The sequence below is a fragment of the Bradyrhizobium sp. A11 genome (assembly GCF_042077125.1).
Lineage (GTDB): Bacteria > Pseudomonadota > Alphaproteobacteria > Rhizobiales > Xanthobacteraceae > Bradyrhizobium > Bradyrhizobium japonicum_B.
The window spans coordinates 5117867-5143264 of record NZ_CP149509.1; the positions used below are offsets into that span (position 1 = coordinate 5117867).

A 25398-nucleotide genomic window follows, 5' to 3' on the forward strand; every position below is an offset into this window, starting at 1 on the left:
AAACGGGGAGGGAAGGATGTACAGACGGGAATTTTTGCTCGGTGCAGTGGCGGCGACAGCCGGCTTGTGCAGTTATCAGGCTGATGCGGCGGGTACGACTCTCAAGATCATATATCCCTATTCGCCCGGAAGCGGCGGCGACGTGCTGGCGCGCCTGCTTGCCCAAGACATTCAGAAGAAGCTTGGCGTCACGGCCATCGTCGAGAACAAGACGGGAGCGGACGGCCGCATCGGCGTGCGTGAGGTGCAGCGCGCCGATCCTGACGGCATGACGCTGCTGTTTACGCCTTTCGGCGCCATGGTGCTGTTCCCCACCGTGTTCAAGGATCTGCCCTACAACGCGTTCACGGATTTCACTCCTATCACCCAGGTCGTGACCTACGACTTTGGGCTGGCGGCTGGACCGATGACAGATGCCAGAACCCTCGCGCAGCTTCTGGACTGGCTGAAGAAAAATCCCGCCCAGAACAATGTCGGCGTACCCGGCCTTGGTGCGCTGCCGCATCTGTTGCCACTCAAATTCGCGGCCGACTCCGGCATCAGTATCCAGCCGATCGCCTACAAGGGGACCGGGCCGGCGCTCACGGACGTCATGGGCGGGCAAATCCCGCTGGTGTGTGCGCCGCTGGGCGACCTCGTAGGGCAAGCGAAGGCTGGAACCATCAAGCTGTTGGCGAGCAGCGGCAAGTCGCGGAATGCGCTGGTCCCCGATGTGCCGACCTTCATCGAGCAGGGCTACTCGATCTCGGGATCCGGCTGGTACGGCATGTTCGCTCCGTCCAAGACGCCGCCTGCCGAAATCGACAAGCTGAACAAGCTGATCGTTGACTCGATCCATGGCGACGAATTCCAGGCGAAAGCGCGTGCGCTCTGGCTGACGCCAACGGGCACCACTTCGGCCGAACTCGCCGCAATCCAAAAGGCAGACTACGAGCAATGGGCGCCGGTCATTAAGGCCGCCGGACTCGCAGGGCAATAGCCGATGCCATGCAGAGTCGGACGGAGTCCTTGCGCGCAAACCGGCGGATTTGACGTCCAATAGCTCGATGCACGATCGATAGCGGCGACATCGCCACCGGCGGTCTCGACGCTCGATCGGCCCTTTGGATCAAGCTCGCTCGATCTGGTCATGCGCGGCTCGCGGCGCAAGGCGGCCTTCACCCCTGCTGACCGCTACCCGTGGAAGCGCACACTCGTTTGCTCCGCAACGGCTTGGATCAGTGAGCCTTGTCGTTCTCCAAACGCTGCGACATCAGACGATCCCACTCGGAAACCAGCATGAAGCCAGGATCCTTTCGGCAGGCTTCCTCGGTCTCGCGCAAGAGCTGCTCGTCGGTCTTCTCAAGTTCGAGCGGATCGCCGTGCGGCTGCGGCACATAGAACGGCGTATCCACATAGACTTCGACCAGATTGCCCTCGGGGTCGTTGAAGTAGATCGACCAGGCATTGCCGTGGTTCAGACCGAACATCTCGGTCGCGCCGTTGGCCAAGGCTTTGGTGCGCGTGGAACGAAGCTGATCGAGTTTTGTGACCTTGAAGGACAGCTGCATCACGGTGCTGGGAGCATTTTGCGCTCTGCCCGAGGCAAGCGCCAGCTGATGATGCATATTCGGTTGCGAACTCATGAAAACGAGCTGGTTCTGGAAACGCCTGCCGACGCCACGATCCGTCACCACCAGGTCGAGGGTCTTGCAGTAGAAGTCCTCGATCTTCTTGATGTCCCAGACATAGATGCCGACGTGACTGAGGTTCGGACGTGATTGCAACGAGGATTCCGCTTTCGATGTGGCTTCAGTCATGTTGATCTTCCAGATGAGCAGTTCTTGAATGACGCTCGACGAGAACATCGAACGACGTGGTTGCCAGTGCGGGCAGCGACTGGCCTTGATCAGCCGCTGGCGGTGCCGGCCGACAATGTCTGCACGAAACAACGGCGATCCAGACACTCCCTCCCCTGCAAGCTTCTGTCTGTTTTCCCCGAGGCGAACGCGCGGGATCAGATCCTGGGGATCTTCGCCCGCTCCACCACGCCCGACCACTTTGCGATTTCGGACTGGATCAGCTTCTTCATCTCTTCTGGGGAGCTGCCACGGACTTCGCCTCCGACGGCCGTTTCCAGGCGCTGCTTGATCTCGGGGTCCTTGAGGATCTCGAGCGTCGCCGCGTTGAGCGTCGCAACGACGGCAGGTGGGGTGCCCTTGGGAGCGAGAAGGCCCGCCCACGTGCGCACGTCATATCCCTTGACGCCGGCTTCCTCGACCGTCGGGACGTCAGGCAAAAGCGCGGTCCGCGTCGGCGCAGTCACGGCCAGCCCGCGGACGGCTCCGCTCTGGATTTGTGCTGCGAGCAGGACCGGCGTGCCGATAATGACCGGAACCTCGCCGCCAAGCATCGCAGTGATGGATTGGGAATCACCGCGATAGGGAACGTGCACCATCTCGGTGCCGGCCATCGCATTAAGCAGCTTCCCTGCGAGGTGGTGCGTGCTGCCGAAACCGACCGAGCCGAAGCTGAGCGCGCCGGGCTTCTGCTTTGCCATCGCGATCAATTCGCCGAGTGATTTGGCCGGGTAGTCGTTGCGCACTGCAATGACCAGCGCGTAGTAGACCAGCGTCGAGATCATGTCGAAGCTTTCGGCCGGCTGGTAGCTCAGACTCTTGTAGGTCGCGGCCGATATGGCATGGGCGCCCGTGACGAGGCCGATCGTATAGCCGTCGGGCTCAGCCCTGGCGATCGCGTCAGCCGCAATGTTGCCGCCCGCTCCCGGCTTGGCCTCGACGACGACCGGCTGCCGGAGCTTCTTGGACAGCCCGTCGGCAACGATGCGCGACAGCGTATCGGCCGCACCACCAGCGGCGAAGCCGTGAACCATTCGTATCGGCCGCGACGGGTAATTATCCGCCGATTGGGCGGGGCCAGCAGCAATGACGCTGCCAAGCAGAAATCCGGTCGCAGCAATCCGCCTCATCCATTGCATGGATGCATCCTCCCCTTTGACTTTACTTCGTTGGCCGCGGTGAAGCGGCGGTCTTCAAGAAAAGTGCCGGCCGCCTAACGGGCGAACTCGACGCATTCGGGTGATGGCGGCAGACCCCAGACGTCGCGCGGCAGCCCAACCCAAACTTTCGGGCGCTGCGGACGATCGCGATGCCAAGGGCGCGGATCGAAATAGCCGAGCTCTTCGTCAATCATCCGGTCGAGATCGTGGAACAGCTCGACCAGATGGCCATCGGGATTGCGGTGGTAGACGGCCGTGTTGTGGCCTGGGCCGTGGCGGACCGGTCCCCAAAGGATATCGAGCTTGTGGCGAGCGAGATGATCGCAAGCCTGTTGCATGTGGGAGGGGCCGCGCAATTCGAATGCGAGGTGATGGAGGCTGCGCACGGGAGCACGGGCGAAGTTCAGCGTATGATGTTCGTAGCCGCTGCGCATGAAGACGAAACGGTCCTCGACCCAGTCGGACACCCGCAAACCCATGACATCAGCACAGAAGTTCGACGTCGCCAGCGGGTCGGGCGTCCGAAGCGCGACATGGCCGAGCTTGGTGACGGCGAGCGCGCCGATCCGCTCCTGCGCCGGCGTCGGCGTCCAGCCCTGAATCAACTCGAACCGCGTCCCTTCGGGATCGATGAACGACAGCAGCCTGGAAATTCCCGGCAGAGGATCACTCCGCAGTTCTGGACGCAGATCCGCGCGTTTCAGGGCAACCTCCAGCGCCGCCATCTCGACATCAGGTGAGATCTCGAACGCGATACTCGTCAAAGCAGCCTCGCCGGGCTCGATCACGAGCGAAAGCTGATCGGAATCGCTGGCAAGGAAAATGCGATCTCCATCGCGGCCGATCAGACCAAGACCGATCACTCCGCGGTAGTAATCGAGCAATCGCTCAGAATCCGGCGAGGCGAAAGTGGCATGTCTCAGCCGCGTGAATCGAGCAATGGGTGCTTGGGTCGTCATTGTGGTCCACTCTCTCAACGCGTCATGATGATCTTGCCGAGGGCGGAGCCCTGCTCCAGCAAGGTGTGAGCTTGCCTGACCTGATCCAGCTTCAGAACCGCCGAGATCGCCGGCTTGATCGCATTGCGGCTCAGGGCGTCGATCACGCTGCGCATCAGTGCGCGACGGCCCTCGCGATCATGATCGTAAATGTGAAAGGAGAAGCAGCGCACGGCCGGGCAGATGTCGAGATGATCGCGCATCGCCGCCATCAGATTCTCTTCCGGCAGCCCAGCGAAAGCGTTGTATGACAGCAGCGTGCCCCATTTTCCGAGCACCCCAAGATAGGACGCAAACTCCGGGCCGCAGACGTGGTCGAGAACGAGACCGACGCCCTCGCCCTTGGTCAACTCGCGGGTCCGCGCCACGACATCCTCGCTGCGGTAGAAGATGACGTGGTCGGCGCCGTGACGGCGCGCGAACTCGGCCTTCTCGGCGGTGGAGACCGTGCCGATCACGGTCATCTGTGCCAGCTTGGCCAGTTGCACCAGCGCGGTGCCGACGCCGCCGGCCGCGCCGATCACCAGGACGCTCGCGGGCGCGCGCGGATGGCGGCACTCCTGCAGGAGCGCGTAAGCCACCTGATAATTCGACAGGCACACCGCCGCTTGCAGATCGACATTGTCGGGAAGCACATGAACGGCGTCGGCGGGAGCGATCACATAATCGGCATAACAGCCGCCGCGCTGCGATAGATCACGCGCGCTCAGCAGGACCTTCTGGCCGACGTGCACGCCCTCAACGCCCGGCCCGAGCGCGGAGATGCAGCCGGCGACATCATTGCCGGGATTGGCCGGCAGCGGCGGCATCCATTTGTAAACGCCGCGGCGGATCAGCACGTCGGGCTGCCCCACGCCGAATGCTTCGGCACGGATCTGAACCTGTCCGGCACCCGGCTTGGGCACTGGCAGCTCGACCAATTCAAGGGCATCCGGCCCGCCCGGTTGACGTACCAGGACCGCTCTCATGAGCTCATACCCCCCTCCTCGACACGTATTTTCGAAAATAATAGCGGTTACGAAAATTATTGCAAGATGGGCGATGGCACGGCATCTTGAGCCATCGATTCATAGGCAGGACCATGCCTGACAGCGCCATTCGGCCCCGCAAGGAATTCGGCAAGACGATCGCCGCCGACATCACCCATCGGCTGCGCGAGGAGATCGTGACCTGCGCTCTGTCCCCCGGCGAGCCGTTGAGGTTCGACGTCTTGCGCGAGCGTTTCGGCGCGAGCTTCACCACTTTGCGGGAGGCGCTGACCGCCCTCGCCGCCGAGGGCCTGGTCGACGCCCAGGAGCAGCGCGGATTTCGCGTTGCCCCGGTCAGCCGGCAGGATCTTGTGGAAGTCACCGACGCCCGGGTCCTCATCGAAGTGGAATTGATGCGCCGCGCCATCCAGAAGGGCGATGACGACTGGGAGATTGCCGTCATCTCGACCCTTCACAGGCTAAAACGGATCGAACAGCGTGATCCCGAGCATGCGCTGCGCGACCCCGAATGGAAAATCGCCCACCGGCAATTCCACCAGGCGCTGGTCTCCGCCTGCGGCTCCGCGACCCTGCTCGCGATCCGCGCCGAGCTGTTCGACCGCGCCGAGCGATACCGGCATCTGTCGGCCAATTTCCGGCCACGCCCCCGCGACAAGGCCGGCGAGCATCAGGCGATCATGCAAGCCGCCATATCGCGCAATGCCGATCTCGCGGTGCAGCTGATCGAGACCCACATCCGCTCCACCGCGGACAATGTCGCGAAATACGCCGGGCACCTGCTCGAGACCGAATAGGACGTGGTCCTCATTTTTCGGTCGGGTCAGGCTTGCGTCCACCTTAATTTTCGAAAATAATACCCAGGATCGAAAAACGCGAACTTTTGGGGTCATGCCATGAAGCTGCTGTCGTTCCTGGATGGAAATCGGGAAAGCTGGGGAGCCGTCGTCGAAAATGGCGTGGTCGATCTCGGCCGCGCCCTGCCCCAATATCCGACGCTCGCCGACTTCCTCGGCAGCAACGACTACGCGCGCCGCGAGGCCATTGTCGCCGAGCACAAGCCGACGATGAAGCTGGCCGACGTCAAATACCTGCCCGTGATTCCGCGTCCCGAAAAGATCGTCTGCGCCGTGCGCAATTATCTCGACCACCACAACGAGGCGGTGGCGTTCGGCATGAAGCGCGAGATCACCGAGTTTCCGCCGATCTTCCTGCGCGTCTGGCGCTCCCAGGTCGGCCACAACGCGCCGGTGATACGGCCGAAGGTCTCCGACAATTTCGACTGGGAGGGCGAGCTCGCCGTCGTCATCGGCAAGGGCGGTCGCCACATCAGCCAGGCCGATGCCTGGAACCACGTGGCGGGCTACTCGATCTACAACGACGTCAGCGTGCGCGACTGGCAGCGCCATGCCGGGCAAATTGCCTCCGGCAAGAACTTCGTCGGCACCGGTCCGTTCGGACCGTGGCTCGTTACGCCGGACGAGATCGGCGATCCCGCCAAGCTGAAGCTCGAGACGCGCGTCAATGGCGCGGTGGTGCAGTCCTCCGACACCTCGATGCTGATCTTCTCGATCCCGCGACTGATCGAATATTCCTCGACCATCTTCGACCTTGTTCCCGGCGACGTCATTGCCACCGGCACGCCGGCCGGCGTCGGCTTCACCCGCAAGCCGCCGATCTTTCTCAAGCCTGGCGACGTGGTCGAGGTCGAGATCGAAAACATCGGCGTGCTCAGCAATCCGGTCGTCGACGAAGCATAGAGCCGCGCATGTCCTACGATATTCGCAAGACCGCGCTTGGTGTCGAGACGATCTCGCACGAGCGCGGGCCTCGCCTGGAGAAGCCGCTGTTGGTCGGAACGGCCATTGCGGTCATCCACAATCCCTTCGCCGGTCGCTACGAACCCAACCTGATGCCCTTCCAGGCGGCCTTGCGTGAGCTCGGGCGCGAGCTCGCAACGCGGCTGATCACGCAGCTCGGAGGCGCCCCGCACATCGAAGCCTACGGCAAGGGCATCATCGTCGGCGAAGACGGCGAGCTCGAGCATGGCGCGGTCTGGCACGAAGCCGGCGGCCAGGGCATGCGCGAGGTGCTCGGCCAGCCCAAGGCGATCGTGCCGGCGGCAAAGACCATCGGCGGGCCCGGCACGCGTCTCATGGTTCCGCTTGGACACATCCAAGCGTGCTATGTGCGCAGCCATTTCGGTACCGCGGAGATGACGCTATGGGATGCGCCAAGACGTGACGAGATCGCTTTCGGGCTGGTGATGGCGACCGGCGGCAGGCCTCATGCGCGGATCGGCGGGCTCGCCGCATCCGATATCTCGGTGCACGATGGGCAGCGCTGAGGATTGACAGCGGCTCGCCTGAAAACCTGCGGGCACTGGCCGCTGAATTAAACGACAAGGCGACGGTTCGACCCGGCGCCTTGTATCTTCGAGCAAGGCCTCAAGCGTGGCCTCACAATCGATAGTTTCTTTGTAATCGATAAGCTGCGCTTAATGATCAACACGCGCTTGGCACCTTCTCCATTTGATCTGCATTAAGGATCGCTGCGGCCAAGGCAAATACGATACCCGGATAACTCAACGAGGAGGCGTCCATGGGTGACATCGTATTGGCGGCCAAGATTGCGCACGTACCTTCGATCATGATTTCGGAGCGCGACGGGCCCCTGAAGGGAAAGCGGGCAGCGGCCATTCAGGCGTTGCGCGAAATCGGCAGGCGTGCCCGCGACAGGAAGGCCGACACGTTCCTCGTATTCGATACCCATTGGATCTCGAATTTCGGGTGTCACATGAACGCAAACGCGCGCCATCGCGGCGTCTATACCAGCCATGAGGCGCCGCATATGATCCAGAACATGAACTACGACTATCCCGGCGACCCCGAGCTGGGCGACGCCATCGCAGCCGAAGCGACGAAGCGCGGTCTTCAGGTCCTGGCACACAAGGTGGAGACGCTGCCGCTGGAGTACGGCACCATCGTGCCGATGCACTACATGAACGAGGACGGCTGGGCGCGCGTCCTTTCAGTTGCCGCACCGATCTTCGCCAGCGTGGAGGAGAACCGCAAGTTCGGCACGGCCTGCGCTGCCGCGATCGCCGCCTCCAATCGCAAGGTCGCCGTCCTTGCTTCCGGCTCCATGTCGCACAAGCTCGTTGCCAACGAGCAGGTCGGCGATAGCCAATGGGAACAGGTCGGCAGCGAATTCAACCGCCAGGTCGACTTGCGCGTCCTCGATCTATGGAAGGAACGCCGCTATGCGGAGTTCGTCCGCATGCTCCCCGAATACTCGACCAAGTGCAATGGAGAGGCCTTGATGGCCGATACCCACATGATGTTCGGGTTGCTCGGTTGGGACACATACGCGGGAGAAACCGAGCTGCTTTGTCCCTACTTCCCTTCATCGGGCAGCGGCCAGATCATCGCCGAGCATCATCTTTGAGGGCGACGAACGGAGCACACCGGGGCCGGCCAGACCGGCCTCGGTGGCACCATGCTTCCGCTTGAGGACTACCGCTACTCCGCGACGCAGACGAGACATGACTAGCGACCCGCCTTGCGTTCGATAGCCAGCCGCTCTTCCGCTCCCTTGCGCAGATAGGCCAGCTGATCGATCAAACCCTTCGGGTCGACAAGAGGATTCGGCTCGTTCGGTGCACGCGAAATGACCTTCTCGCGGAGCTCATTCAATCCGTTGGAGAACGGGTGCGTCGTGAGATGCACCGTCACAGGATTGCCGGGCTGCTCGGCCAGCTTCTTGATCGTGTCGAGGCTTGCAACGTACCCTTCGACCTGCTTCGAGTTTTCGATCGCATTGAGCCCAAGTCCGCCGACCGTGATGGCGCGATAGGTCTTTGTGCCATCCTTCACGTCGTAGGTGTACGATGCTGTGCCATGGGTATGACCGGGGGTCTCCAATACACCAAACGTGTTGTCGCCTGAACGGATGACGTCTCCGTTCCCGACGACGACATCCTGATCGATCATTGACCACGGACGCGGCGTTCCTTCGGACTGCTTCGCCGCCGCGATCGCTTCGCTCCAGCCGATCTTGGTCATCACGAATTTCGCATTCGGCAGCAGAGGCTTGAGTTTGGCGGCCCCGCCGACATGATCGAAGTGCCCATGCGTCATCAGCACGTATTTTATGTCGGCCAGGTCGACGCCGACCTTGCGCAAATTGGCAATGAGCTGGTCGACATGAGGCTCGTGCAACGTGTCGATCAACACCACGCCGTCGCTTGTGCGTATCACCCAGGACGAGACCCAGCAAACGCCGACATAGTAGACGTTATCGAAGGCCTTCCAGGGCTCGATGTACTGGGCCTTTGGATTGTTCAGCCAGGCACCGAGCTCGGGCGGCATCTTCCTGGTGCGGCCGAACTCCTCGAGCTGCGCCAGGATCTCCTTCGACGGACACCCCTCGAACGGCTGCGCGAGGGCTGCCGTTCCGAAAGACGATGTCAGGGCTATAGTGGCGCCTGCGAGAAGGGATTGGCAATTCATCGCATGTTCCTTTCGACGCTGACAGGTGAGCTCATGACGCGAATGCTGACGGCGGCCCTGGGAACAGCTTGCCTGGATTGAGAATCCCTTTCGGATCAAGCGCCCTCTTGATCGATCGCATCACCCCCAAAGCCTCAGCTCCGTGCTCCTGCTCCAGGAAGCCGCGCTTTCCGAGGCCGATTCCGTGCTCTCCAGAGCAGGTCCCGCCCAGGGCGAGACCGCGCGCGACGATCTTGTGATCCAGCGTGAGCGCTCGCTCGACTTCAATGGGATCATCCGGATCGACCAGGATGCAGCAGTGAAAATTGCCGTCTCCAACGTGGCCGGCAATCGGTGCGATCAATCCGGACGCTGCAATATCCTCTCGCGCTCCGAGCACAGCTTCGGCAAGCCGCGAGATCGGCACGCAGACGTCGGTCGCAATGCCTTTCGCCCCCGGACGCAAAGCGACTGCGGCCGGATACGCCCGGTGTCGGGCGGTCCACAGCCGATTGCGTGCCTCGGTCCCACTGGACCACACGAAGCGAACTGCTCCAGCGTCATTCGCCATGGTCTCCACGAGTTCGGCTTGCTCTTTCACGCTGGAATGACTGCCGTTGAATTCAAAGAACAAGGTCGGGACCGCCTCGTAGCCTTCGAGTTTGGAATAGGCGATGCTCGCCTCCATTTGCACATCATCCAGAAGCTCGACGCGCGCGATCGGAATACCGAGCTGCATCGTCATGAAAACTGTCTCGACTGCAGCGGCCAGAGTTGGGAATTGCGCGACGGCGGCGCTGGTTGCCTCGGGCATGCCGTGAAGACGCAAACTGATCTTCGTGATGATGCCCAGTGTTCCCTCCGAACCGATGAAGAGGTGCGTCAAATCGTATCCGTTGGCGGCCTTCCTCACGCGGCCGCCCGTCGAGATGAGCCGACCGTCCGCGAGAACGACATCGAGCCCAAGTACATTTTCCCGAATGGTCCCGTATCGCACCGCATTCGTACCGCTTGCGCGAGTCGCACACATTCCTCCAATCGTGCATTCCGCACCGGGATCCACTGGAAAGAACAGGCCGGCGTCGCGGATGAGGCTGTTGAGCTGCTCGCGCGTGACACCCGGCTCGACCAAACAATCCATGTTCTCCCGGTTGACTTCGATGATCGAGTTCAGCCGGGTGAGATCGACACTTATTCCTCCGCAAACGGCGTTCACCTGCCCCTCAAGGCTCGACCCTGCGCCGAATGGAACAATTGGCACTCCCTCTCGATGACAGAGCGCCAGAACTTGCCTGACCTCGTCGACCGTCTCGACGAAAGCGACGGCATCCGGCAAATGAGGCAAGGCGGGGCCCTCACCGTGCGCATGCTGCTCGCGCAACGCCATGCTTGTCGACAGCCGGTCGCCAAGGAATCCGCGCGCTTCCTCGATCACGATCGCCACCCGTTTGGCCGACACGCGCGGCGCTGCAACGGACCACGTGGTGTCCAGCAGGGACGTTGCTCCCTTCAAGGTTTCAAGCATTTGTGCCACCGGGCTCCATCGAGGAATGCTTCCGCTCTCTTTTGATTGGCCGCAAGCGTCTTGTTGGCCGCAAGCGTCTTGGGCTCGCTCATCATTATTCTCCCGGCGGACGACATGGACTGACTGGCCGATGCGTTCGGTGGCAGCTAGAACGCCAAGCAGATCGCCTTGGTTTCGAGGTAGTTCTCGACCGCAACGGCCCCGTGTTCGCGACCGAGACCGGATTGCTTGTAGCCGCCGAACGGCATGTTCGGATCAACCACGTTGTGCGTGTTGACCCAGACCGTGCCTGCCTTCACCGCATCCGCAAACGTGAAACAGCGATCGATATCGCGCGACCACACCGAGGCAGAAAGCCCGTACTCCGTGTCGTTCGCCTGAGCGATGGCGTCGGCCATGTCGGTGAATGGAAGCAGAGCAACCACCGGCCCGAAGATCTCCTCGCGCACAAGCGTGTTCGTCTTGTTGGCGCCGACAATGACGGTCGGCTTGACGAAGTAGCCTGCATCACCCACTGAGGTTCCACCTGCTGCAATCGTGGCGCCCTCGGTCGCGCCTCTTTCAATCAGAGAAAGGACACGCGACTGCTGCTTGGCCGAAACAAGAGGATTGATCTGGTTGGCGGGATCGAAACCAGATCCGATCTTCAGGCCGTTGGCGACGCCAACGAAGGTCTCAACCACCTTGTCGAAGATCGATTTCTGGATGTAGACGCGCGAACCGCACGTGCAGACCTGACCTTGATTGAAATAGACGCCGAGATTGGCGGCGAGCCCGAACAACTCGGGATTCATGTCATCGAACATCACCATCGGCGATTTCCCGCCGAGCTCGAGCGAGAAACGCGTCATATTGTCGATCGCGGCATGTCCGATGAGCTTGCCGACCTCGGTCGAGCCGGTGAAGGCGACCTTGTCGATCCCAGGGTGCGAGCACAGCGCCGCACCGGCCTCGTGACCATAGCCGGTCACGACATTGACGACGCCATCGGGAAAACCGACCTCCCGGATCAGCTGCCCAAGCCTCAGCGCGGTCAGCGGCGTCTCCTCCGCCGGTTTCAGGACGACCGTGCACCCGGCAGCCAGCGCCGGCGCAATCTTCCAGACCGCCATCAGGAGCGGGAAGTTCCACGGAACGATGGCGCCGACCACGCCAACGGGCTCCTTCCGCGTCATCGCGCGATAGCGGGTGCCGGGCGGAATCGGGATCGAGACGTCCAGCGTTTGACCGTAGATCTTGGTCGCCCACCCCGCCATATAGCGCAGGTGCTCGGCGGAAGCCCCCACTTCGAGCGCCTGCGCAATACCGATCGATTGGCCGTTATTGACCGTTTCCACTTCTGCCAGCAGTTGACCGTCGGCCTCGATCGCATCCGCGAGCTTGAGCAGAAGTCGTTCGCGATCGGCAGGACGATGCTTCGCCCACGGTCCTTCCAGGGCGGCGCGGGCTGCGGCCACTGCCGCATCGATCTCCGATTTGCCTCCGGCCGGCACGGCCGCAATGACTGCCCCGGACGCCGGATCATGCACCGGAATTTCTGAGCCACTCCGCGTTCCGACGTCGTTTGCGCCGATCAGGAGGTTGTGCTTGCGCGAGAGGAAGGCCCTGGTGGCCCCGCTCACTGGCAGAGCTGCGATGCGGGTTTGGATTGTCATGCTTACTCCTTGCTCATGTCCGGCGACGCTTGGCTGCGCTGGGGCGCGGCCGGGTGAATGAACGGCCAGGGGCTCATTTCCGAGCCTTTTTCGACCGGCACTTCAATCAGCGCCGGCGAGTCGAGATCGAGGGCTTTTCCCAGCGCGCGCTTCAGAGCTTCCGGCGATGCGGCACGATAGGCAGGCATGCCGAAGGATTCGGCGAGCTTGACGAAATCCGGATTGGTCAAGTCAGCCCCGATGAAGCGGCCCTGATAGGACTGCCGCTGATCGCGCAGAACGTTGCCGTATGATGCATTGTTGAAGACGATGGCAACGACGTTGATGCGGTGGTGAACCGCGGTGGCCATCTCCTGGAGTCCGAACAGAAACCCGCCGTCGCCGGAGACGGAAACCACGGCTTTGTCCGGATGCGCAACCTTGACGCCGAGCGCGGTGTTATAGCCGAAGCCAAGATTGTCCTGATAGCCGCACGTAACGTATTGTCGAGGCCCATAGACCGGAAAGCCAAACCGCGCCGTGAAGCCCATCTGGCTCACTTCCTCGACGAAAAAGCCGTCGCGAGGCAGTACGGTGCGAATAGCGTCGAGATAGGCCATCTGAGGCTGCACCTCCGAGAAGGCGCTCTGCGCTTTGGCCTTGATCTCGCGGAATTCATCTTCGCGCGAGGCAGGTGACGCTCCGCTGATCGCGGCAGTCAAAGCCCTGGTCCCTGCCGCCGCATCCGCCACAATGGCAACATCCGGCTTCAGACGGACCATCTCGGTCGGATCGATGTCGATGCGGATGACCTTGAGCCCCGGCGGAAGCCACCGCCAGCGCATATATTGCAGCTCGAGGCGACTGCCGATGCCGATCAGGAGGTCGACCTTTTTCCAGTGCTCGAAGGCTGCGACCGAATTGAACGCCAGAGGATCGTCACCAGGCAGGATTCCCTTGCCCGAGCGGTGCGCGGTAAGGGGGGCCTGAAGGCGCGCAGCCAGTTCGGCGATTTCGGGGCCCGCATCCGCGGCCCCGCCGCCGACCATGATAATCGGATTGCTGGCCTTGGCGACGAGTGCCGCGGCCGCGGCGATTGCATCAGGATCGATGGCCGGCGGAAGATGGGGAACGCCGACGGCGATTTCGCCCAACGGTCCTTTCGCCCCGAAAACGTCCCATGGCGCCTCGACGGCAACCGGTCCGGGGCGTCCCGACAGCATGCGCGTAAACAGGTTCGCCATGGTGTCGGAGACGTCGCTTGGATGGTTGATGCGCTCCGCGCCCTTGATGAAGCTCCGCAATGTCGCGAGCTGATCGGGCAACTCATGGAGCTGGCCGCGCCCCTGACCGATCAAGTGCGACATGATGTTGCCGGTGACGCAGAGAACGGGAGCATTTGCGCCGTAGGCGGTGCAAAGCGCGGCGCCGGAGTTAAGCACTCCGGGGCCGGGCACGACCGAATAGACCCCAGCCTTCCCGGTCGACTTGGCGTAGCCATAGGCCATGTAGCCGGCGCCTTGCTCGTGCCTGGTATGGATGAAGCGCAGCTCGGCACGCCGGCCATAGAGCGCGTCGTTGAAGTCATACATGTGCGCGCCGGGGATGCCGAAAACCGTATCCACCCCGTGCGCGATCAGAGACCGAGCGATCTTCTCGCCGGTGGTTTCGTGCTCAATCATTTGCGCTGCTCGTCCGTGTCCGGAGGGCACGAGCTGTGGGCCTGCAAGGCGACCAGAAGAATCCCGCCTGTGATCGGCCAAAGAGTGAGGGCGGCAGAGGCGCCGTCCGGGGATCGAGCACAGTTCCCTCCAGATGCCACGCGGTAGCTTCACATCCGGTGAGCTCCGCTCTTCATCATTGAAATTGGGGCGCCGCCACGACCGATATCGAGGATCAGCGCGGCAAGTCTTGCTCGGGAGAGCGCTCCAGGACAAACGATCGATTCTTTGCAATTGATCAGGAATGCTTAATAATGGGGGCATGTCGCTCGCTCGCATCACAATCCGGCAGTTCGAAGCGTTCGTTGCTGTCGCTGCTACTCTCAGTTTCTCGGCCGCTGCCGACCGACTGGGCCTGACATCGTCGGCTGTCAGCCAGCTCGTAAGTGAGCTCGAGGCCATTACAGGATTTCGCGTGTTCGACCGCAGCACGAGACGCGTTGCTCTATCGAGCGCCGGCCGCGAATTTCTGGGCATTGCACAGACTGTCCTTCGACACGTACAACTCGCCGAGACTGCCGCAGCAGACGTTCGCAACCGCGCTGCAGGAGTGGTCCGGATTGGCGCCCCGTTGATCCTGGCGAGCGCCGTATTGCCGGCAGCCGTGCGCGAATTCAGACGAGAGCGTCCGAACGTTGCCATCCATATTCGAGACGTACCCGTCGATCTGACCGTGGACCGGGTCGCAGCGGGAGACGTCGACCTGGCGGTAGGGCCGGACCGGCCTCCCGATCCAGCCGTGATCCGAGAGGCGATCTTTCGCAGCCCCTGGGTGCTTTGGCTTGCGTCGGAACACCCCTTGGCGACCAGGAAGGTGCTGAGCTGGGACGACCTTCGCAATGTCAACCTCGTCGCCGCGAGCCGAGATCACGAGGTCAGCGTTGCTGAGATGAGGAGCTCCGCTCCGCATACAAGTCCGATCGCTCCTCCGCAGATAGTCGACAACATCACCACAGCCCTTGGCATCGCGGCGCAGGGGCTCGCCGCCACGCCTGCTCCGGCCTATGTCGGAGTCGTGGCTCGGCCGCTGGGGCTCACGATGCGCCGCATCACAAAGCCCGAGACTGTGCGCGAGGTGTGTCTCTATCGGCCTTCACGGCGCTCGATTCCGCCGGCAGCCGAAGCCTTCGCCGAATTTGTGATTCAATGGATCCGGGCATGGAATCTGAAGGCACAACATGACAAGGCTGGGCCGGCGCGCAAGGCCTCAAAAAGGGACGACTGAGTTCGTCAGAGCGGTTGAATAGCCGGCCGTAAAGTCAAAACTCAACGCTGAGCCTCGCCGCCAACTCCTAGCGAGAACATTCGTCCGGCGGTCAGCGCGTCATATCCCAAGCCATTCCGCAGACGGACCGTCGTCCACGTAACCGTCAGAGCGATCGATCAATAGCATGCGAAGTGCATGAACATGCACGCCCACAACGTCGGGTCCGATCGGAGCCGAGGGTCGCGCGACGTCATGTCGCCGGCCAAGGCCCGCCGCTGGCGCGAACCCGGACCGACACATGTTGACTTGTTATAACATTTAGGCAAATGTCCTAACTAATCGGATATATAAATCCGGATTATCGGGAGGACAGCATGCCGTCATTCAAGCCGACGCGACGAACCCTACTCCAGACCGGAACCGCAGCCGCCGCACTCGCGATGGTCGGGCCGGCCTTCCTGAGGCGCGCTGCCGCACAGGACGCCGATCTTGCACCCTACAAATCCGCTCAGATCGACTGGCAGCAGGTTTCCGGTGAGACCATCACGGTGGCCGTGATTCCTGCGAGCTATTTCGAAAACCTCATTGCCCTGGCCCCGCAATTCAAGGCGCTGACCGGCATCGACGTGCGCTTCGAAAAAATTCCGCCGGCGCAGATCCGGCAGAAGAGCGTCATCGACCTGACCTCGAAGACCGGCACCTACGCGACCCACGCGGCGGATCCCATGTATTACGCGCTCTATGCCGCGAACAAATGGGTCGAGCCGCTCGACACTTATCTCGCCGACAAGTCGCTGACCGACCCGGCATGGTTCAAGCTCGACGACATCATCCCGGCCTGGCGCAGCGCCAACGGCATCGACGGCAAGCTCTATGGCATGCCCTATGACGGTGAAGTCACCATTCAGGTCTATCGCAAGGATCTCTACGATGCGAAGGGCCTGAAGCCGGCCGACACGCTGGAGGCCTACATGTCCAACGCGGCGGCGTTGAACACGCCGAACGATCGCGTCTGGGGCGCGGCGCTGCGCGGCGTCGCGGGTGCTGGCCAGAACATGTACATCTATCCGTCGATCTTCCGCGAGTTCGGCGGCGACTGGATGAAAGGCGGCAAGCTCACCGTCAACGGTCCCGAGGCGGAGGCGGCGCTCGCTTGGTACGTCGACATCATGAAAAAGTACGCACCGACGGCGGCTGCCAACTGGAACTGGCCGGATATCGCTGATGCCTTCTCGCAAGGCACCGTCGCCAGCTACATCGACGCGCACTCGTCGGCTTCGGTCATCAACAATCCCGAAAAATCCAAGGTGATCGGCAAGGTCGGCTATGCCCGTTGGCCGAAGGGCCCCTCGGGCAAGCGCACGACGTCGATCTGGAACTGGGGCTTCCCGATCAATTCCGCGCTGCCGGAGAAGAAACGCAAGGCGACCTGGCTGTTCATCCAGTGGGCCGCGAGTGCCGAGACCCAGGCGCGCACCGCGCACAAGTTCGCCGGGCCCACCAAACGCTCGGGCGTCAACCGCACCTCGGTGTGGAAGGACCCCGACTACATTAAGCTGATGAACGGCTTCGGCGAGAACTTCGTCGAGGCCACGATGGGCGCCCTGCAGGAGGATACCGACGTCGACTGGCGTCCGCGCGTGCCGCAATGGCCGGCGATCGGCGACACCATGGCGACCGCGATCCAGTCCGCCCTCTCCGGCCAGGCCACGATCAAGGCCGCACTGGACGATGCGCAGCGCCGCATCGAGCCGATGATGCGCGGCTGAGCCATGGCGACCACAGCGGTGACATCGGCCGGGATCGCGAGCGAGGAGCCTCGCAGCGATTTCGGCCGCGTCCTGGCCCAGCGCGAGCGCCGCTTTGCGGCGGCCCTGCTTGCACCGGCGTTTCTTGCGCTGCTCGCCACGACGACGTTTCCGCTGCTCTTCCTGGTCTACACCAGCGCGTTCCGGATGGATCTGGCGATGCCGTTCACCAACGGCTTCGTCGGAATCGAGAATTATCAGGTGCTTCTGTCCGACGAGCGCTTCTGGACGTCGCTTTTGGTGAGCCTCGTCTATACGGGCTCGACCGTCGCGCTGCAGGTCATCCTCGGCCTGGCGCTTGCCTTACTGGTCATGGACATGAAGCGCGGCCAGGGCTGGTTCAGGGTCATCGCCATCCTGCCCGTGGTGCTGTCGCCGGCGGTGGTCGGCATGATCTGGCGCACCTTCATGCTGGCGCCGGAGTTCGGCATCGTCGACTTCCTCGCCATCAACGCCGGCCTTGGCAGCAAGAACTGGCTCGGCGATCCCACGCTCGCGATGGTCTCGGTGATCGCGATCCATACTTGGCAGTGGACGCCGTTCGCATTCATGGTGCTGCTGGCCTCGCTCGCCTCGCTGCCCGAGGATATCTACGAGGCGGCGCGGCTCGACCGCGCCTCGGCCTGGCAACGCTTTCGCCGCATCACGCTGCCCTTACTGCGCCCAGCGATCGTCATGGTCATCATCATGCGGACCATGGTGGCGCTGACCGCATTCGCCGCGATCTTCACCGTCACCGCCGGGGGGCCCGGCACGGCGACCGAGATCCTCAATCTTTATGCCTACCGAAAATCCTTCACCGAGCTCTCGATCGGCTACGGCTCGGCGCTCGCGGTGGCGCTGCTGATCGTGACCATCATCATCTCCGGCGTCCTGTTTGCGATGCGGAGGGCGAAATGACCGCGAAACGCGTTCGCATCCTTGCCCTGCTCGCGATCTCCACGGTCTTCCTGCTCGCTTGGGCGTTTCCGATCGTCTGGAGCGTACTGAACTCGCTCAAGACCGATTCCGACGTACTGGCCTATCCGCCCAAGCTGGTGTTCGCGCCGACGCTGGAAGCCTATCGCGACGTGCTGTTCGGCTCGGGGTCGATCCTGCCGAACCTCCTCTCCAGCATGATCATCTCGGTCGGCACCACCATCGTCACCATGCTGATGGCGGTCCCGGCGGCCTATGCGCTGGCGCGACTGCGCTTCCGCGGCAAGAAATTCGCGGGCTTTTACGTACTGGCTACGCAGATGCTGCCGCCGGTCGGCATCATCATCCCCTACTTCCTGGTGCTCCGGAACATCGGCTGGATCGACACCTATCAGGGCATCATCCTGATCTATCTGTCGTTCTCGCTGCCCTTCGCGATCTGGCTGCTGGTCTCCTATTTCGAGGACATTCCCTTCGAGATGGAGGAAGCCGCCTATCTCGACGGCGCCAGCCGCCTGAAGACGTTGTGGCGGATCATCATTCCGCAGGTCCGTGGCGGCATCGCCGTAACGATCGTGTTCGTGTTCCTCAATGCGTGGAACGAATTCCTGTTCGCCGTCGTGTTGAGCGGCAACACAGTGCGACCGGTCACGGTCGCCATGTTCAATTTCGTCTCCGTCGAACAGACCCTGTGGGCGAAGCTCGCTGCGGTTTCGGTCCTTGCCATGTTGCCCGTCGTCGTCCTCGGCGTGGTCGCGCAGAAGCATATCGTGAAGGGCCTTACGGTCGGTGCAGTCAAGGGCGGAGGGCGCCGATGAGCGGTCAGGGTCAAGTCAGTTTTCGCAACATCGTCAAGCTGCACGGCCAGTTTGCCGCGTTGAAGAACGTGAATTTCGACATCAAGCCGGGGGAGTTCTTCGCCCTGCTCGGCCCGTCGGGCTCGGGCAAGAGCACCACGCTGCGCATCCTCGCCGGCCTCGACGCGCCGACCACGGGCCGCGTGCTGATCGACGACAAGGACGTCACCTCCACCGACGCGCGCGACCGCGACATTGCCATGGTGTTCCAGAGCTACGCGCTCTACCCCCATATGACGGTGGCCGAGAACATCGCCTTTCCGCTCGAGATGGCCAAGCTGCCCAAATCAGAGATCGCGCCCGCCGTGAAGGACGCGGCGCGCAAGGTGAAGATCGATCATCTGCTCGACCGCAAGCCGGGCCAGCTCTCGGGCGGCCAGCAGCAGCGCTGCGCGCTCGCCCGCGCCATCGTACGCAAGGCGCGCCTGTTCCTGCTCGACGAACCGCTGTCGAATCTCGACGCGAAGCTGCGGCTGGAAACGCGCGCAGAGCTGAAGAAGCTGCAGCGCTCGCTCGGCGTCACCGCCGTCTACGTCACCCACGACCAGGAAGAGGCCATGACGCTCGCGGACCGCATGGCGGTCTTCATGTCGGGCGAGATCCAGCAGGTCGGCACGCCGGCCGAGGTGTTCGCCCGCCCGAACTCGATCGACATTGCCGGCTTTATCGGCAATCCCCCGATGAACCTCGTCCCCGCCCGGTACGTGGATGGCGACGTCATCATCGCAGGCCATCGCCTGAAGACAACAACCACGGTCGCAGGCGAGCGCGACGTGGTGGTCGGCCTTCGACCCGGCGCCCTGCGCATGGCGGAAGGCGGTCTCGGCGCGCGCGTCGATCTGATCGAGGATCTCGGCGATACCGCCGTGCTCGATCTCGACTGCGACGGCACCATGATCCGCATGCGCGTCGCCGACGGCAACGTTCCCGGCGAAGGCGACACGATCTCGATCACGGCCCGTCCGCAAGACATTCACCTGTTCGATCCAGCGACACGCATGCGGCTCTGACATCATGACTGTTCAAACGCGCAAGAAGAAGCCCATACCGCTGGGCAGTGATGTTGCCACGGAGGGCTCGACGCCCCTGCATATCAAGATCCGCGAATCCATTCGCAGCCAGGTGCGCGACGGCAAGTTGATCGACGGGACCGGTCGCCTCATGACCGAGGCCGAGCTCGGCCGTCATTTCGGTGTCAGCCGTATCACCATCCGCAACGCCATCGCACCCCTCGTGAACGAAGGCATGTTCGACCGCTCGCGCGGCCGCGGTACCTTCCTGCGCACGAACCAGCCTGAGAACTGGGTCGGCCATCTCATGGGCTTCTCGGAAACCATCCGCGACGCCGGCTACCAGGCCGGCGCCAAGATCCTGCAGCAGGGCATGACCAACCGGCACGACGCCGCCGTTCGCGAGCAGCTGCGCGAACGCGCGGTCTGGCAGCTCCGGCGCTTGCGGCTCGCGGATGACACGCCGATCGCCATCGAGCACGCCTTCTACCCCCCGGATATCGGACTCGAGCTCGAGAAGCGCGACCTGGTCTCGATCATCATGTACCGCGTCTTCGAGGACGAGCTTGGCCTCGCCATCAAGGACGCTCAGCAGACCATCAGCGCGGACCTCGCCGACGCCGGTAGCGCCAAGCTGCTCGGGGTGAAGGTCGGCTCGCCCCTGCTCTCCATCGAGCGCGTCACCTTCGGCAAGGACGGACGGGCGCTCGAATTGCTGCGCGCCGTGTACTTACCGAAATATTTCCGCCTCAGCATCAGCCTGACGCGCCGCCACTAGCAACGCCACACGTCAAGAACGAGGACACAAACATGCCGAATGGCGCAAAGACCTCCGATAGCCCCAACATCCTGCTCATCCTCAACGACGACATGGGCTTTTCGGACATCGGCTGCTACGGCGGCGAGATCCAAACGCCGAACCTCGACCGCCTCGCGGCCAATGGCTTGCGCTATTCGCAGTTCTACAACACCGCCCGCTGCAGCCCCTCGCGCGCCTCGCTGCTCACCGGTCTGCATCCGCATCAGACCGGCATCGGCATCCTCACCTACAGCAACGGCCCAGAGGGCTACGCCGGCAACCTGAACAAGAGCTGCGTGACGATCGCCGAGGCCCTGAAGAGCAAGAACTACACGTCCTACCTGAGCGGCAAATGGCACATTGCCAGCAGCCTGACGGAACCGACCGACGCATGGCCGATGCAGCGCGGCTTCGACCATTTCTACGGCACCATCATCGGCGCCGGCAGCTTCTACCATCCCAACACGCTCACCCGCGGCAACGACAATATCGAGCACGAGGCGGAGAAGGATCCGTCGTTCTTCTACACCGACGCGATCAGCGATCAGGCCGCCGCCTTCATCCGCCAGCACAAGGCGCAGAAGCCCGACGCGCCGTTCTTCCAGTACGTCGCTTACACGGCGCCGCACTGGCCGCTCCATGCCTATGACGAGGATATCGCCAAGTACAAGGGCCGCTTCGATGCGGGCTGGGACAGGCTACGCGAGGAGCGCCTCAAGCGCCTCGTCGACGACGGCATCATCCATCCGAACTGGCGCCTGACCGACCGCGATCCGACTCAGCCGCCGTGGACCGACGCCGAGCAGCGCGAATGGACACTGCGCTGCATGGAGGTTTACGCAGCCCAGATCGACCGCATGGACCAGGGCATCGGCCGGATCCTGAAGGCGCTGGAAGAGACCGGCCAGATGGACAACACGCTGATCATCTTCCTCTCCGACAACGGCGCCTGCGCCGAGGACATTCCGGAAGGCGTCACGGCAAAGGAGCTGGTCGACCAGCTCATGATCGCCAAGGCCAAGACACGCGACGGCAGGCCGGTGCGCTTCGGCAATGACCCGACCCTAATGCCCGGCGCCGAGGACACCTATCAGAGCTACGGCACTGCCTGGGCCAACCTCTCCAACACGCCATTCCGTCTCTACAAGCACTGGATCCACGAAGGCGGCATCGCGACCCCGTTCATCGTGCACTGGCCGCGCGGCATCTCCGAAAAGGGCGGCCTGCGGCACAATCCGAGCCAGCTCACCGACGTGATGGCGACCATCCTTGACGTCAGCGGCGCCACCTATCCCAAGGAGTACAACGGCAACGCCATCCTGCCCTGCGAGGGCGAGAGCCTCGTGCCGTCATTCGCCTCGGCCTATGGCAACCGCGGCCCGCTGTTCTGGGAACACGAGGGCAATGCGGCCGTCCGCGTCGGCAAGTGGAAGCTCGTCCGGAAGTATCCCGGCCCCTGGGAGCTCTACGACATGGAGACCGACCGTACCGAGATGTACGATCTCGCCGCGCAGCATCCGGATCGCGTCCGCGAGATGGCGGCACAGTATCAGCAATGGGCTAATCGCTGCGGCGTGATCCCGCGCGAGAAGATTCTGGAGTTGATGAAGGCGGAAGGCGGCACCGCTTTCTGGGAGGAAGAGAAGCAGAACTAGGGCATGACTGGGGATCGCTCAAATTGTTGTATCCAGCGTGCCGCCGGCAGCGGACTGCCGACGGGCGAAGCTACGCAAGCAGCGATCCCTCCCGCTCCAACCCCGATCCAACGCCGCTGGAGCTCGCTGATCGGCGGAACCTTCCACATGGGATCTGCCGGCATCGGCTTTGTCGAAGACGGCGAAGGCCCGGTGAGATCCGTCACGCTGTCGCCGTTTGCCATTGCCTGCCATGCCGTGAGCAATCTGCAATTCGGCGACTTCGTGCGTGCCACGGGCTACACGACGGACGCCGAACGCTTCGGCTGGAGCTTCGTCTTCGACGGGCTGTTGCCGCAAGAGACGCGCGCCGCACGCACGACGCGGGTTCAGGAAACGCCGTGGTGGATCCCGGTGACACGCGCCTACTGGGCACAGCCTGAAGGGCCGTCGAGCAGCATCCTCGACAGGCTCGATCACCCCGTCGTCCACGTCTCCTGGAACGACGCACAGGCCTACTGCCAATGGTCCGGCACGCGCCTTCCAACCGAGGCGGAATGGGAGATGGCCGCGCGCGGCGGGCTAGACCAGGCCACCTACCCCTGGGGCAACGAGCTTCAGCCCGGCGGTGAGCATCGCTGCAATATCTGGCAGGGCAACTTTCCCGACCGCAACACTGTCGATGATGGCTATTTCGGTACCGCGCCCGTTCACAGTTTCGCGCCCAACGGACATGGCCTGCACAATGTCGCCGGAAATGTCTGGGAATGGTGCGAGGACTATTTCTCGCCGAGCTATCACCGCCTCACGCCATCACGAGACCCCTTGAACGACGAGCCGGCTCCCAATCGATCGATGCGCGGCGGATCCTTCCTCTGCCACGAATCCTACTGCAATCGCTATCGCGTCGCGGCGCGAAGCTCCAATACGCCCGACTCCTCGTCCAGCAATATTGGCTTCCGCGTCGTGCGCACCGAGCCGCTGCAGGATTCGGCCTAGGATGGCGCAGGCGTCACATCCTGCGAAGCCGGCCACGGCTCCCGGCATCCGCCTGCTGCCGTTGTTCCTGCGCAATTTCGTGCGCAACCGCGAGACTGGCCTTGTGCTGGTCGCCATCGTCGTCGGACTGCTCAGTGGCTTACTGGTGGCCGCGATCTCGAGCCTCAGCCAGGTCTCTCACGCCCTGCTGTTCGACATTCCCTTCGACGCCCACCTCAGCGCCACCGGCGTGATCTCCTGGCAGCGCACACTGCTCGTCCCGATGCTCGGCGGCCTGGTGCTCGCGCTCATCGGACTGTACTTCGCCCGGCGCGTAAAGGGACAGCAGCTCGCCGACGCGATCGAGGCCAATGCGCTCTATGGCGGCCGGGTATCCTTTCGCGGCAGCCTGCTGATCTCGATCCAGACACTGCTGTCCAACGGATTCGGCGGATCGGTCGGGCTGGAGGCCGGCTATACGCAAATCTGCTCGATGTTCGGTTCTCATGTCGGTCAGCGCCTGGCCGCCCGCCGCAACGACATGCGGCTGCTGGTGGCCTGCGGCGCCGCGGGGGCGATAAGTGCCGCGTTTTCTGCACCGCTCGCCGGCGCCTTCTACGCCTTCGAGGTCGTGCTCGGCGCCTATACGTCCGCCGGTCTCGTGCCGGTCATCGCCAGCGCCGTCACCGCGTGGCTCGTCGCGCGGCAATTGACGCACCAATCCTTCTTGATGGTGCCCGGCTTCCCCTCACCAGTTTCCGTAGAGATGATCGGCCAGACGGTGCTGATCGGCATCATCTGCGCCTTCGTCAGCATCCTCGTGATGCTTGCCGTCGCATTCTCCGAGCGCTGCTTTCAGCGCATCACGGTGTTCAAGGGCCTGCTGCGGCCGATTCTCGGCGGTCTCCTCCTCGGCAGCCTCGCCCTGCTGACGCCGACCGTGCTCGGCGCCGGCCACGGCGCCATGCAGATCCTGCTCGTCAGCAATCCGACCTGGCTCCTGCTCACGACCACAATCGTGTTCAAGATCCTGGCCTCCGCCATCTCGCTCGGCTCGGGCTTTCGCGGCGGCCTGTTCTTCGCCTCGCTTCTGCTCGGCGCGCTGATCGGACAGCTCTACAGCGTCGTGCTGACCGGCCCTCTTCCCACGATCGCGCTTCAGCCCGGCACCGCCGCGATCGCGGCGCTCGCCGCGCTCGGAACCGGCGTGCTCGGAGCGCCCTTCAGCATGGTCTGTCTCGCGCTCGAAATCACCGGTGATTTTTCCGTCACCGTGGGAGCGGTGGTCGCGTCATCGGTCTGCGCGCTGATCGTTCGCGAGCTGTTCGGCTACAGCTTCGCGACATGGCGCTTTCATCTGCGCGGCGAGGCGATCCGCGGCCCGCAGGACATCGGCTGGGTCCGGCAGATGAGCGCAGCCTCCCTGATGCGCACCGATTTCGAGAATGCGCCAACGACGATGCCGATCGGCGAAGCGCAAAAGCTATTCTCGCCGGCGCTGGTCCGCCAGATCGTGCTGCGCGATCCCAACGGCATCTATGCGGGAATCGTGCCCGCCGCGACGCTACATTCCGTCGCCAATCAGGACGAGGAGCTGCTCGGGTCGCTGGCGCAACAACTGGACGAATACCTGCTTCCGACCACGCCCGTTCGCGAGATCCTGAAGGCCTTTGAACGCAGCGAGGCTGACGTGCTCGCGGTTGTCGACCGCTCCGACCATCGCGCCACGATTGGCACCTTGAGCGAAGCTCACGTTCTGCGCACCTACGGGGAAGAGCTCGAACGCCGGAACCAGGAGCTGTTCTCACGTTAAGGGGTGCTAGGGCCGCAGATCC

General features: G+C 62.9%; 22 protein-coding genes. 14 read left to right on the forward strand and 8 right to left on the reverse strand.

From position 1 onward, the window contains the following. Positions 1-16 precede the first annotated feature (16 nt). Positions 17-979: a Bug family tripartite tricarboxylate transporter substrate binding protein gene (locus WI560_RS24145; protein WP_375305173.1), complete on the forward strand. Its 963-nt coding sequence runs from the start codon at positions 17-19 to the stop codon at positions 977-979. Between the two features lie 238 nt (positions 980-1217). On the opposite strand, the gene WI560_RS24150 is transcribed toward WI560_RS24145, so the two are convergent. The 4 genes from WI560_RS24150 to WI560_RS24165 all read right to left on the reverse strand — a co-directional run bounded on the left by WI560_RS24150 (position 1218) and on the right by WI560_RS24165 (position 4916). Continuing rightward, positions 1218-1931, reverse strand: coding sequence for a VOC family protein (locus tag WI560_RS24150; protein ID WP_375305174.1), 714 nt, complete (start codon positions 1929-1931; stop codon positions 1218-1220). A gap of 65 nt (positions 1932-1996) precedes the next feature. Beyond that, complete coding sequence (locus WI560_RS24155) at positions 1997-2977, reverse strand: tripartite tricarboxylate transporter substrate binding protein (protein WP_375305175.1); 981 nt, start codon at positions 2975-2977, stop codon at positions 1997-1999. Positions 2978-3051: 74 nt separating this feature from the next. Continuing rightward, entirely contained in the window at positions 3052-3957 is a 906-nt protein-coding gene (locus WI560_RS24160; RefSeq protein ID WP_375305176.1) for a VOC family protein, read from the reverse strand. A gap of 14 nt (positions 3958-3971) precedes the next feature. Beyond that, positions 3972-4916, reverse strand: coding sequence for a zinc-dependent alcohol dehydrogenase family protein (locus WI560_RS24165; protein ID WP_375305177.1), 945 nt, complete (start codon positions 4914-4916; stop codon positions 3972-3974). 161 nt (positions 4917-5077) lie between these two features. On the opposite strand from WI560_RS24165, the gene WI560_RS24170 reads away from it, so the two are divergent. From WI560_RS24170 to hpaD, 4 genes are all read left to right on the forward strand, one after another. Further along, complete coding sequence (locus WI560_RS24170) at positions 5078-5779, forward strand: GntR family transcriptional regulator (protein ID WP_375305178.1); 702 nt, start codon at positions 5078-5080, stop codon at positions 5777-5779. Between the two features lie 99 nt (positions 5780-5878). Next, a complete protein-coding gene (locus WI560_RS24175) occupies positions 5879-6742 on the forward strand; it encodes a fumarylacetoacetate hydrolase family protein (RefSeq protein ID WP_375305179.1) in 864 nt (287 codons plus the stop codon). A gap of 8 nt (positions 6743-6750) precedes the next feature. Further along, positions 6751-7329: an amino acid synthesis family protein gene (locus WI560_RS24180; RefSeq protein WP_375305180.1), complete on the forward strand. Its 579-nt coding sequence runs from the start codon at positions 6751-6753 to the stop codon at positions 7327-7329. 254 nt (positions 7330-7583) lie between these two features. Then, positions 7584-8429 carry a 3,4-dihydroxyphenylacetate 2,3-dioxygenase gene (hpaD, locus tag WI560_RS24185; RefSeq protein WP_375305181.1) on the forward strand — a complete coding sequence of 282 codons (846 nt, stop codon included), beginning with the start codon at positions 7584-7586 and terminating at the stop codon, positions 8427-8429. A gap of 101 nt (positions 8430-8530) precedes the next feature. On the opposite strand, the gene WI560_RS24190 is transcribed toward hpaD, so the two are convergent. From WI560_RS24190 to WI560_RS24205, 4 genes are all read right to left on the reverse strand, one after another. After that, positions 8531-9592, reverse strand: coding sequence for an MBL fold metallo-hydrolase (locus tag WI560_RS24190; RefSeq protein ID WP_375305182.1), 1062 nt, complete (start codon positions 9590-9592; stop codon positions 8531-8533). Continuing rightward, the gene (locus tag WI560_RS24195; RefSeq protein WP_375305183.1) at positions 9525-10997 is read right to left on the reverse strand and encodes an FAD-binding oxidoreductase; all 1473 of its coding nucleotides are present in this window, start codon (positions 10995-10997) and stop codon (positions 9525-9527) included. The genes WI560_RS24190 and WI560_RS24195 overlap by 68 nt, the downstream gene beginning before the upstream one ends. A gap of 146 nt (positions 10998-11143) precedes the next feature. After that, entirely contained in the window at positions 11144-12619 is a 1476-nt protein-coding gene (locus tag WI560_RS24200) for an aldehyde dehydrogenase family protein (RefSeq protein WP_375305184.1), read from the reverse strand. 35 nt (positions 12620-12654) lie between these two features. Beyond that, complete coding sequence (locus WI560_RS24205; RefSeq protein WP_375305185.1) at positions 12655-14313, reverse strand: thiamine pyrophosphate-dependent enzyme; 1659 nt, start codon at positions 14311-14313, stop codon at positions 12655-12657. Between the two features lie 301 nt (positions 14314-14614). Here WI560_RS24205 and WI560_RS24210 point away from each other — a divergent pair, with 301 nt between their 5' ends. The 9 genes from WI560_RS24210 to WI560_RS24250 all read left to right on the forward strand — a co-directional run bounded on the left by WI560_RS24210 (position 14615) and on the right by WI560_RS24250 (position 25376). Further along, positions 14615-15577: a LysR family transcriptional regulator gene (locus WI560_RS24210; protein ID WP_375305186.1), complete on the forward strand. Its 963-nt coding sequence runs from the start codon at positions 14615-14617 to the stop codon at positions 15575-15577. A gap of 356 nt (positions 15578-15933) precedes the next feature. Then, positions 15934-17328 (forward strand): ABC transporter substrate-binding protein, encoded by a 1395-nt coding sequence (locus tag WI560_RS24215; protein WP_375305187.1) that lies wholly within the window; start codon positions 15934-15936, stop codon positions 17326-17328. Positions 17329-17331: 3 nt separating this feature from the next. Then, on the forward strand, positions 17332-18267 hold the full coding sequence (locus WI560_RS24220; protein WP_375305188.1) for a carbohydrate ABC transporter permease: 936 nt from the start codon (positions 17332-17334) through the stop codon (positions 18265-18267). Beyond that, entirely contained in the window at positions 18264-19103 is an 840-nt protein-coding gene (locus WI560_RS24225) for a carbohydrate ABC transporter permease (protein WP_375305189.1), read from the forward strand. Before WI560_RS24220 ends, WI560_RS24225 begins: the two co-directional genes overlap by 4 nt. Continuing rightward, on the forward strand, positions 19100-20152 hold the full coding sequence (locus tag WI560_RS24230; RefSeq protein ID WP_375305190.1) for an ABC transporter ATP-binding protein: 1053 nt from the start codon (positions 19100-19102) through the stop codon (positions 20150-20152). Before WI560_RS24225 ends, WI560_RS24230 begins: the two co-directional genes overlap by 4 nt. 4 nt (positions 20153-20156) lie before the next feature. Beyond that, positions 20157-20930, forward strand: a complete 774-nt coding sequence (locus WI560_RS24235; protein WP_375305191.1) for a GntR family transcriptional regulator — start codon at positions 20157-20159, stop codon at positions 20928-20930. A 32-nt stretch (positions 20931-20962) separates the two neighbouring features. Beyond that, positions 20963-22606, forward strand: coding sequence for an arylsulfatase (locus tag WI560_RS24240; protein ID WP_375305192.1), 1644 nt, complete (start codon positions 20963-20965; stop codon positions 22604-22606). A gap of 147 nt (positions 22607-22753) precedes the next feature. Further along, positions 22754-23584 (forward strand): formylglycine-generating enzyme family protein, encoded by an 831-nt coding sequence (locus tag WI560_RS24245; protein WP_375305193.1) that lies wholly within the window; start codon positions 22754-22756, stop codon positions 23582-23584. 1 nt (position 23585) lies between these two features. Then, on the forward strand, positions 23586-25376 hold the full coding sequence (locus tag WI560_RS24250; RefSeq protein ID WP_375305194.1) for a chloride channel protein: 1791 nt from the start codon (positions 23586-23588) through the stop codon (positions 25374-25376). Positions 25377-25398 lie beyond the last annotated feature (22 nt).

Excerpts from the sequence above, each read along its gene's own strand:
- WI560_RS24145 (WP_375305173.1), top strand. The coding sequence starts at position 17 with ATGTACAGACGGGAATTTTTGCTCGGTGCAGTGGCGGCGACAGCCGGC.
- WI560_RS24155 (WP_375305175.1), bottom strand. The coding sequence starts at position 2,977 with ATGCAATGGATGAGGCGGATTGCTGCGACCGGATTTCTGCTTGGCAGC.
- WI560_RS24160 (WP_375305176.1), bottom strand. The coding sequence starts at position 3,957 with ATGACGACCCAAGCACCCATTGCTCGATTCACGCGGCTGAGACATGCC.
- WI560_RS24170 (WP_375305178.1), top strand. The coding sequence starts at position 5,078 with ATGCCTGACAGCGCCATTCGGCCCCGCAAGGAATTCGGCAAGACGATC.
- WI560_RS24175 (WP_375305179.1), top strand. The coding sequence starts at position 5,879 with ATGAAGCTGCTGTCGTTCCTGGATGGAAATCGGGAAAGCTGGGGAGCC.
- WI560_RS24180 (WP_375305180.1), top strand. The coding sequence starts at position 6,751 with ATGTCCTACGATATTCGCAAGACCGCGCTTGGTGTCGAGACGATCTCG.
- hpaD (WP_375305181.1), top strand. The coding sequence starts at position 7,584 with ATGGGTGACATCGTATTGGCGGCCAAGATTGCGCACGTACCTTCGATC.
- WI560_RS24195 (WP_375305183.1), bottom strand. The coding sequence starts at position 10,997 with ATGCTTGAAACCTTGAAGGGAGCAACGTCCCTGCTGGACACCACGTGG.
- WI560_RS24205 (WP_375305185.1), bottom strand. The coding sequence starts at position 14,313 with ATGATTGAGCACGAAACCACCGGCGAGAAGATCGCTCGGTCTCTGATC.
- WI560_RS24210 (WP_375305186.1), top strand. The coding sequence starts at position 14,615 with ATGTCGCTCGCTCGCATCACAATCCGGCAGTTCGAAGCGTTCGTTGCT.
- WI560_RS24215 (WP_375305187.1), top strand. The coding sequence starts at position 15,934 with ATGCCGTCATTCAAGCCGACGCGACGAACCCTACTCCAGACCGGAACC.
- WI560_RS24220 (WP_375305188.1), top strand. The coding sequence starts at position 17,332 with ATGGCGACCACAGCGGTGACATCGGCCGGGATCGCGAGCGAGGAGCCT.
- WI560_RS24225 (WP_375305189.1), top strand. The coding sequence starts at position 18,264 with ATGACCGCGAAACGCGTTCGCATCCTTGCCCTGCTCGCGATCTCCACG.
- WI560_RS24230 (WP_375305190.1), top strand. The coding sequence starts at position 19,100 with ATGAGCGGTCAGGGTCAAGTCAGTTTTCGCAACATCGTCAAGCTGCAC.
- WI560_RS24235 (WP_375305191.1), top strand. The coding sequence starts at position 20,157 with ATGACTGTTCAAACGCGCAAGAAGAAGCCCATACCGCTGGGCAGTGAT.
- WI560_RS24240 (WP_375305192.1), top strand. The coding sequence starts at position 20,963 with ATGCCGAATGGCGCAAAGACCTCCGATAGCCCCAACATCCTGCTCATC.
- WI560_RS24245 (WP_375305193.1), top strand. The coding sequence starts at position 22,754 with ATGGGATCTGCCGGCATCGGCTTTGTCGAAGACGGCGAAGGCCCGGTG.
- WI560_RS24250 (WP_375305194.1), top strand. The coding sequence starts at position 23,586 with ATGGCGCAGGCGTCACATCCTGCGAAGCCGGCCACGGCTCCCGGCATC.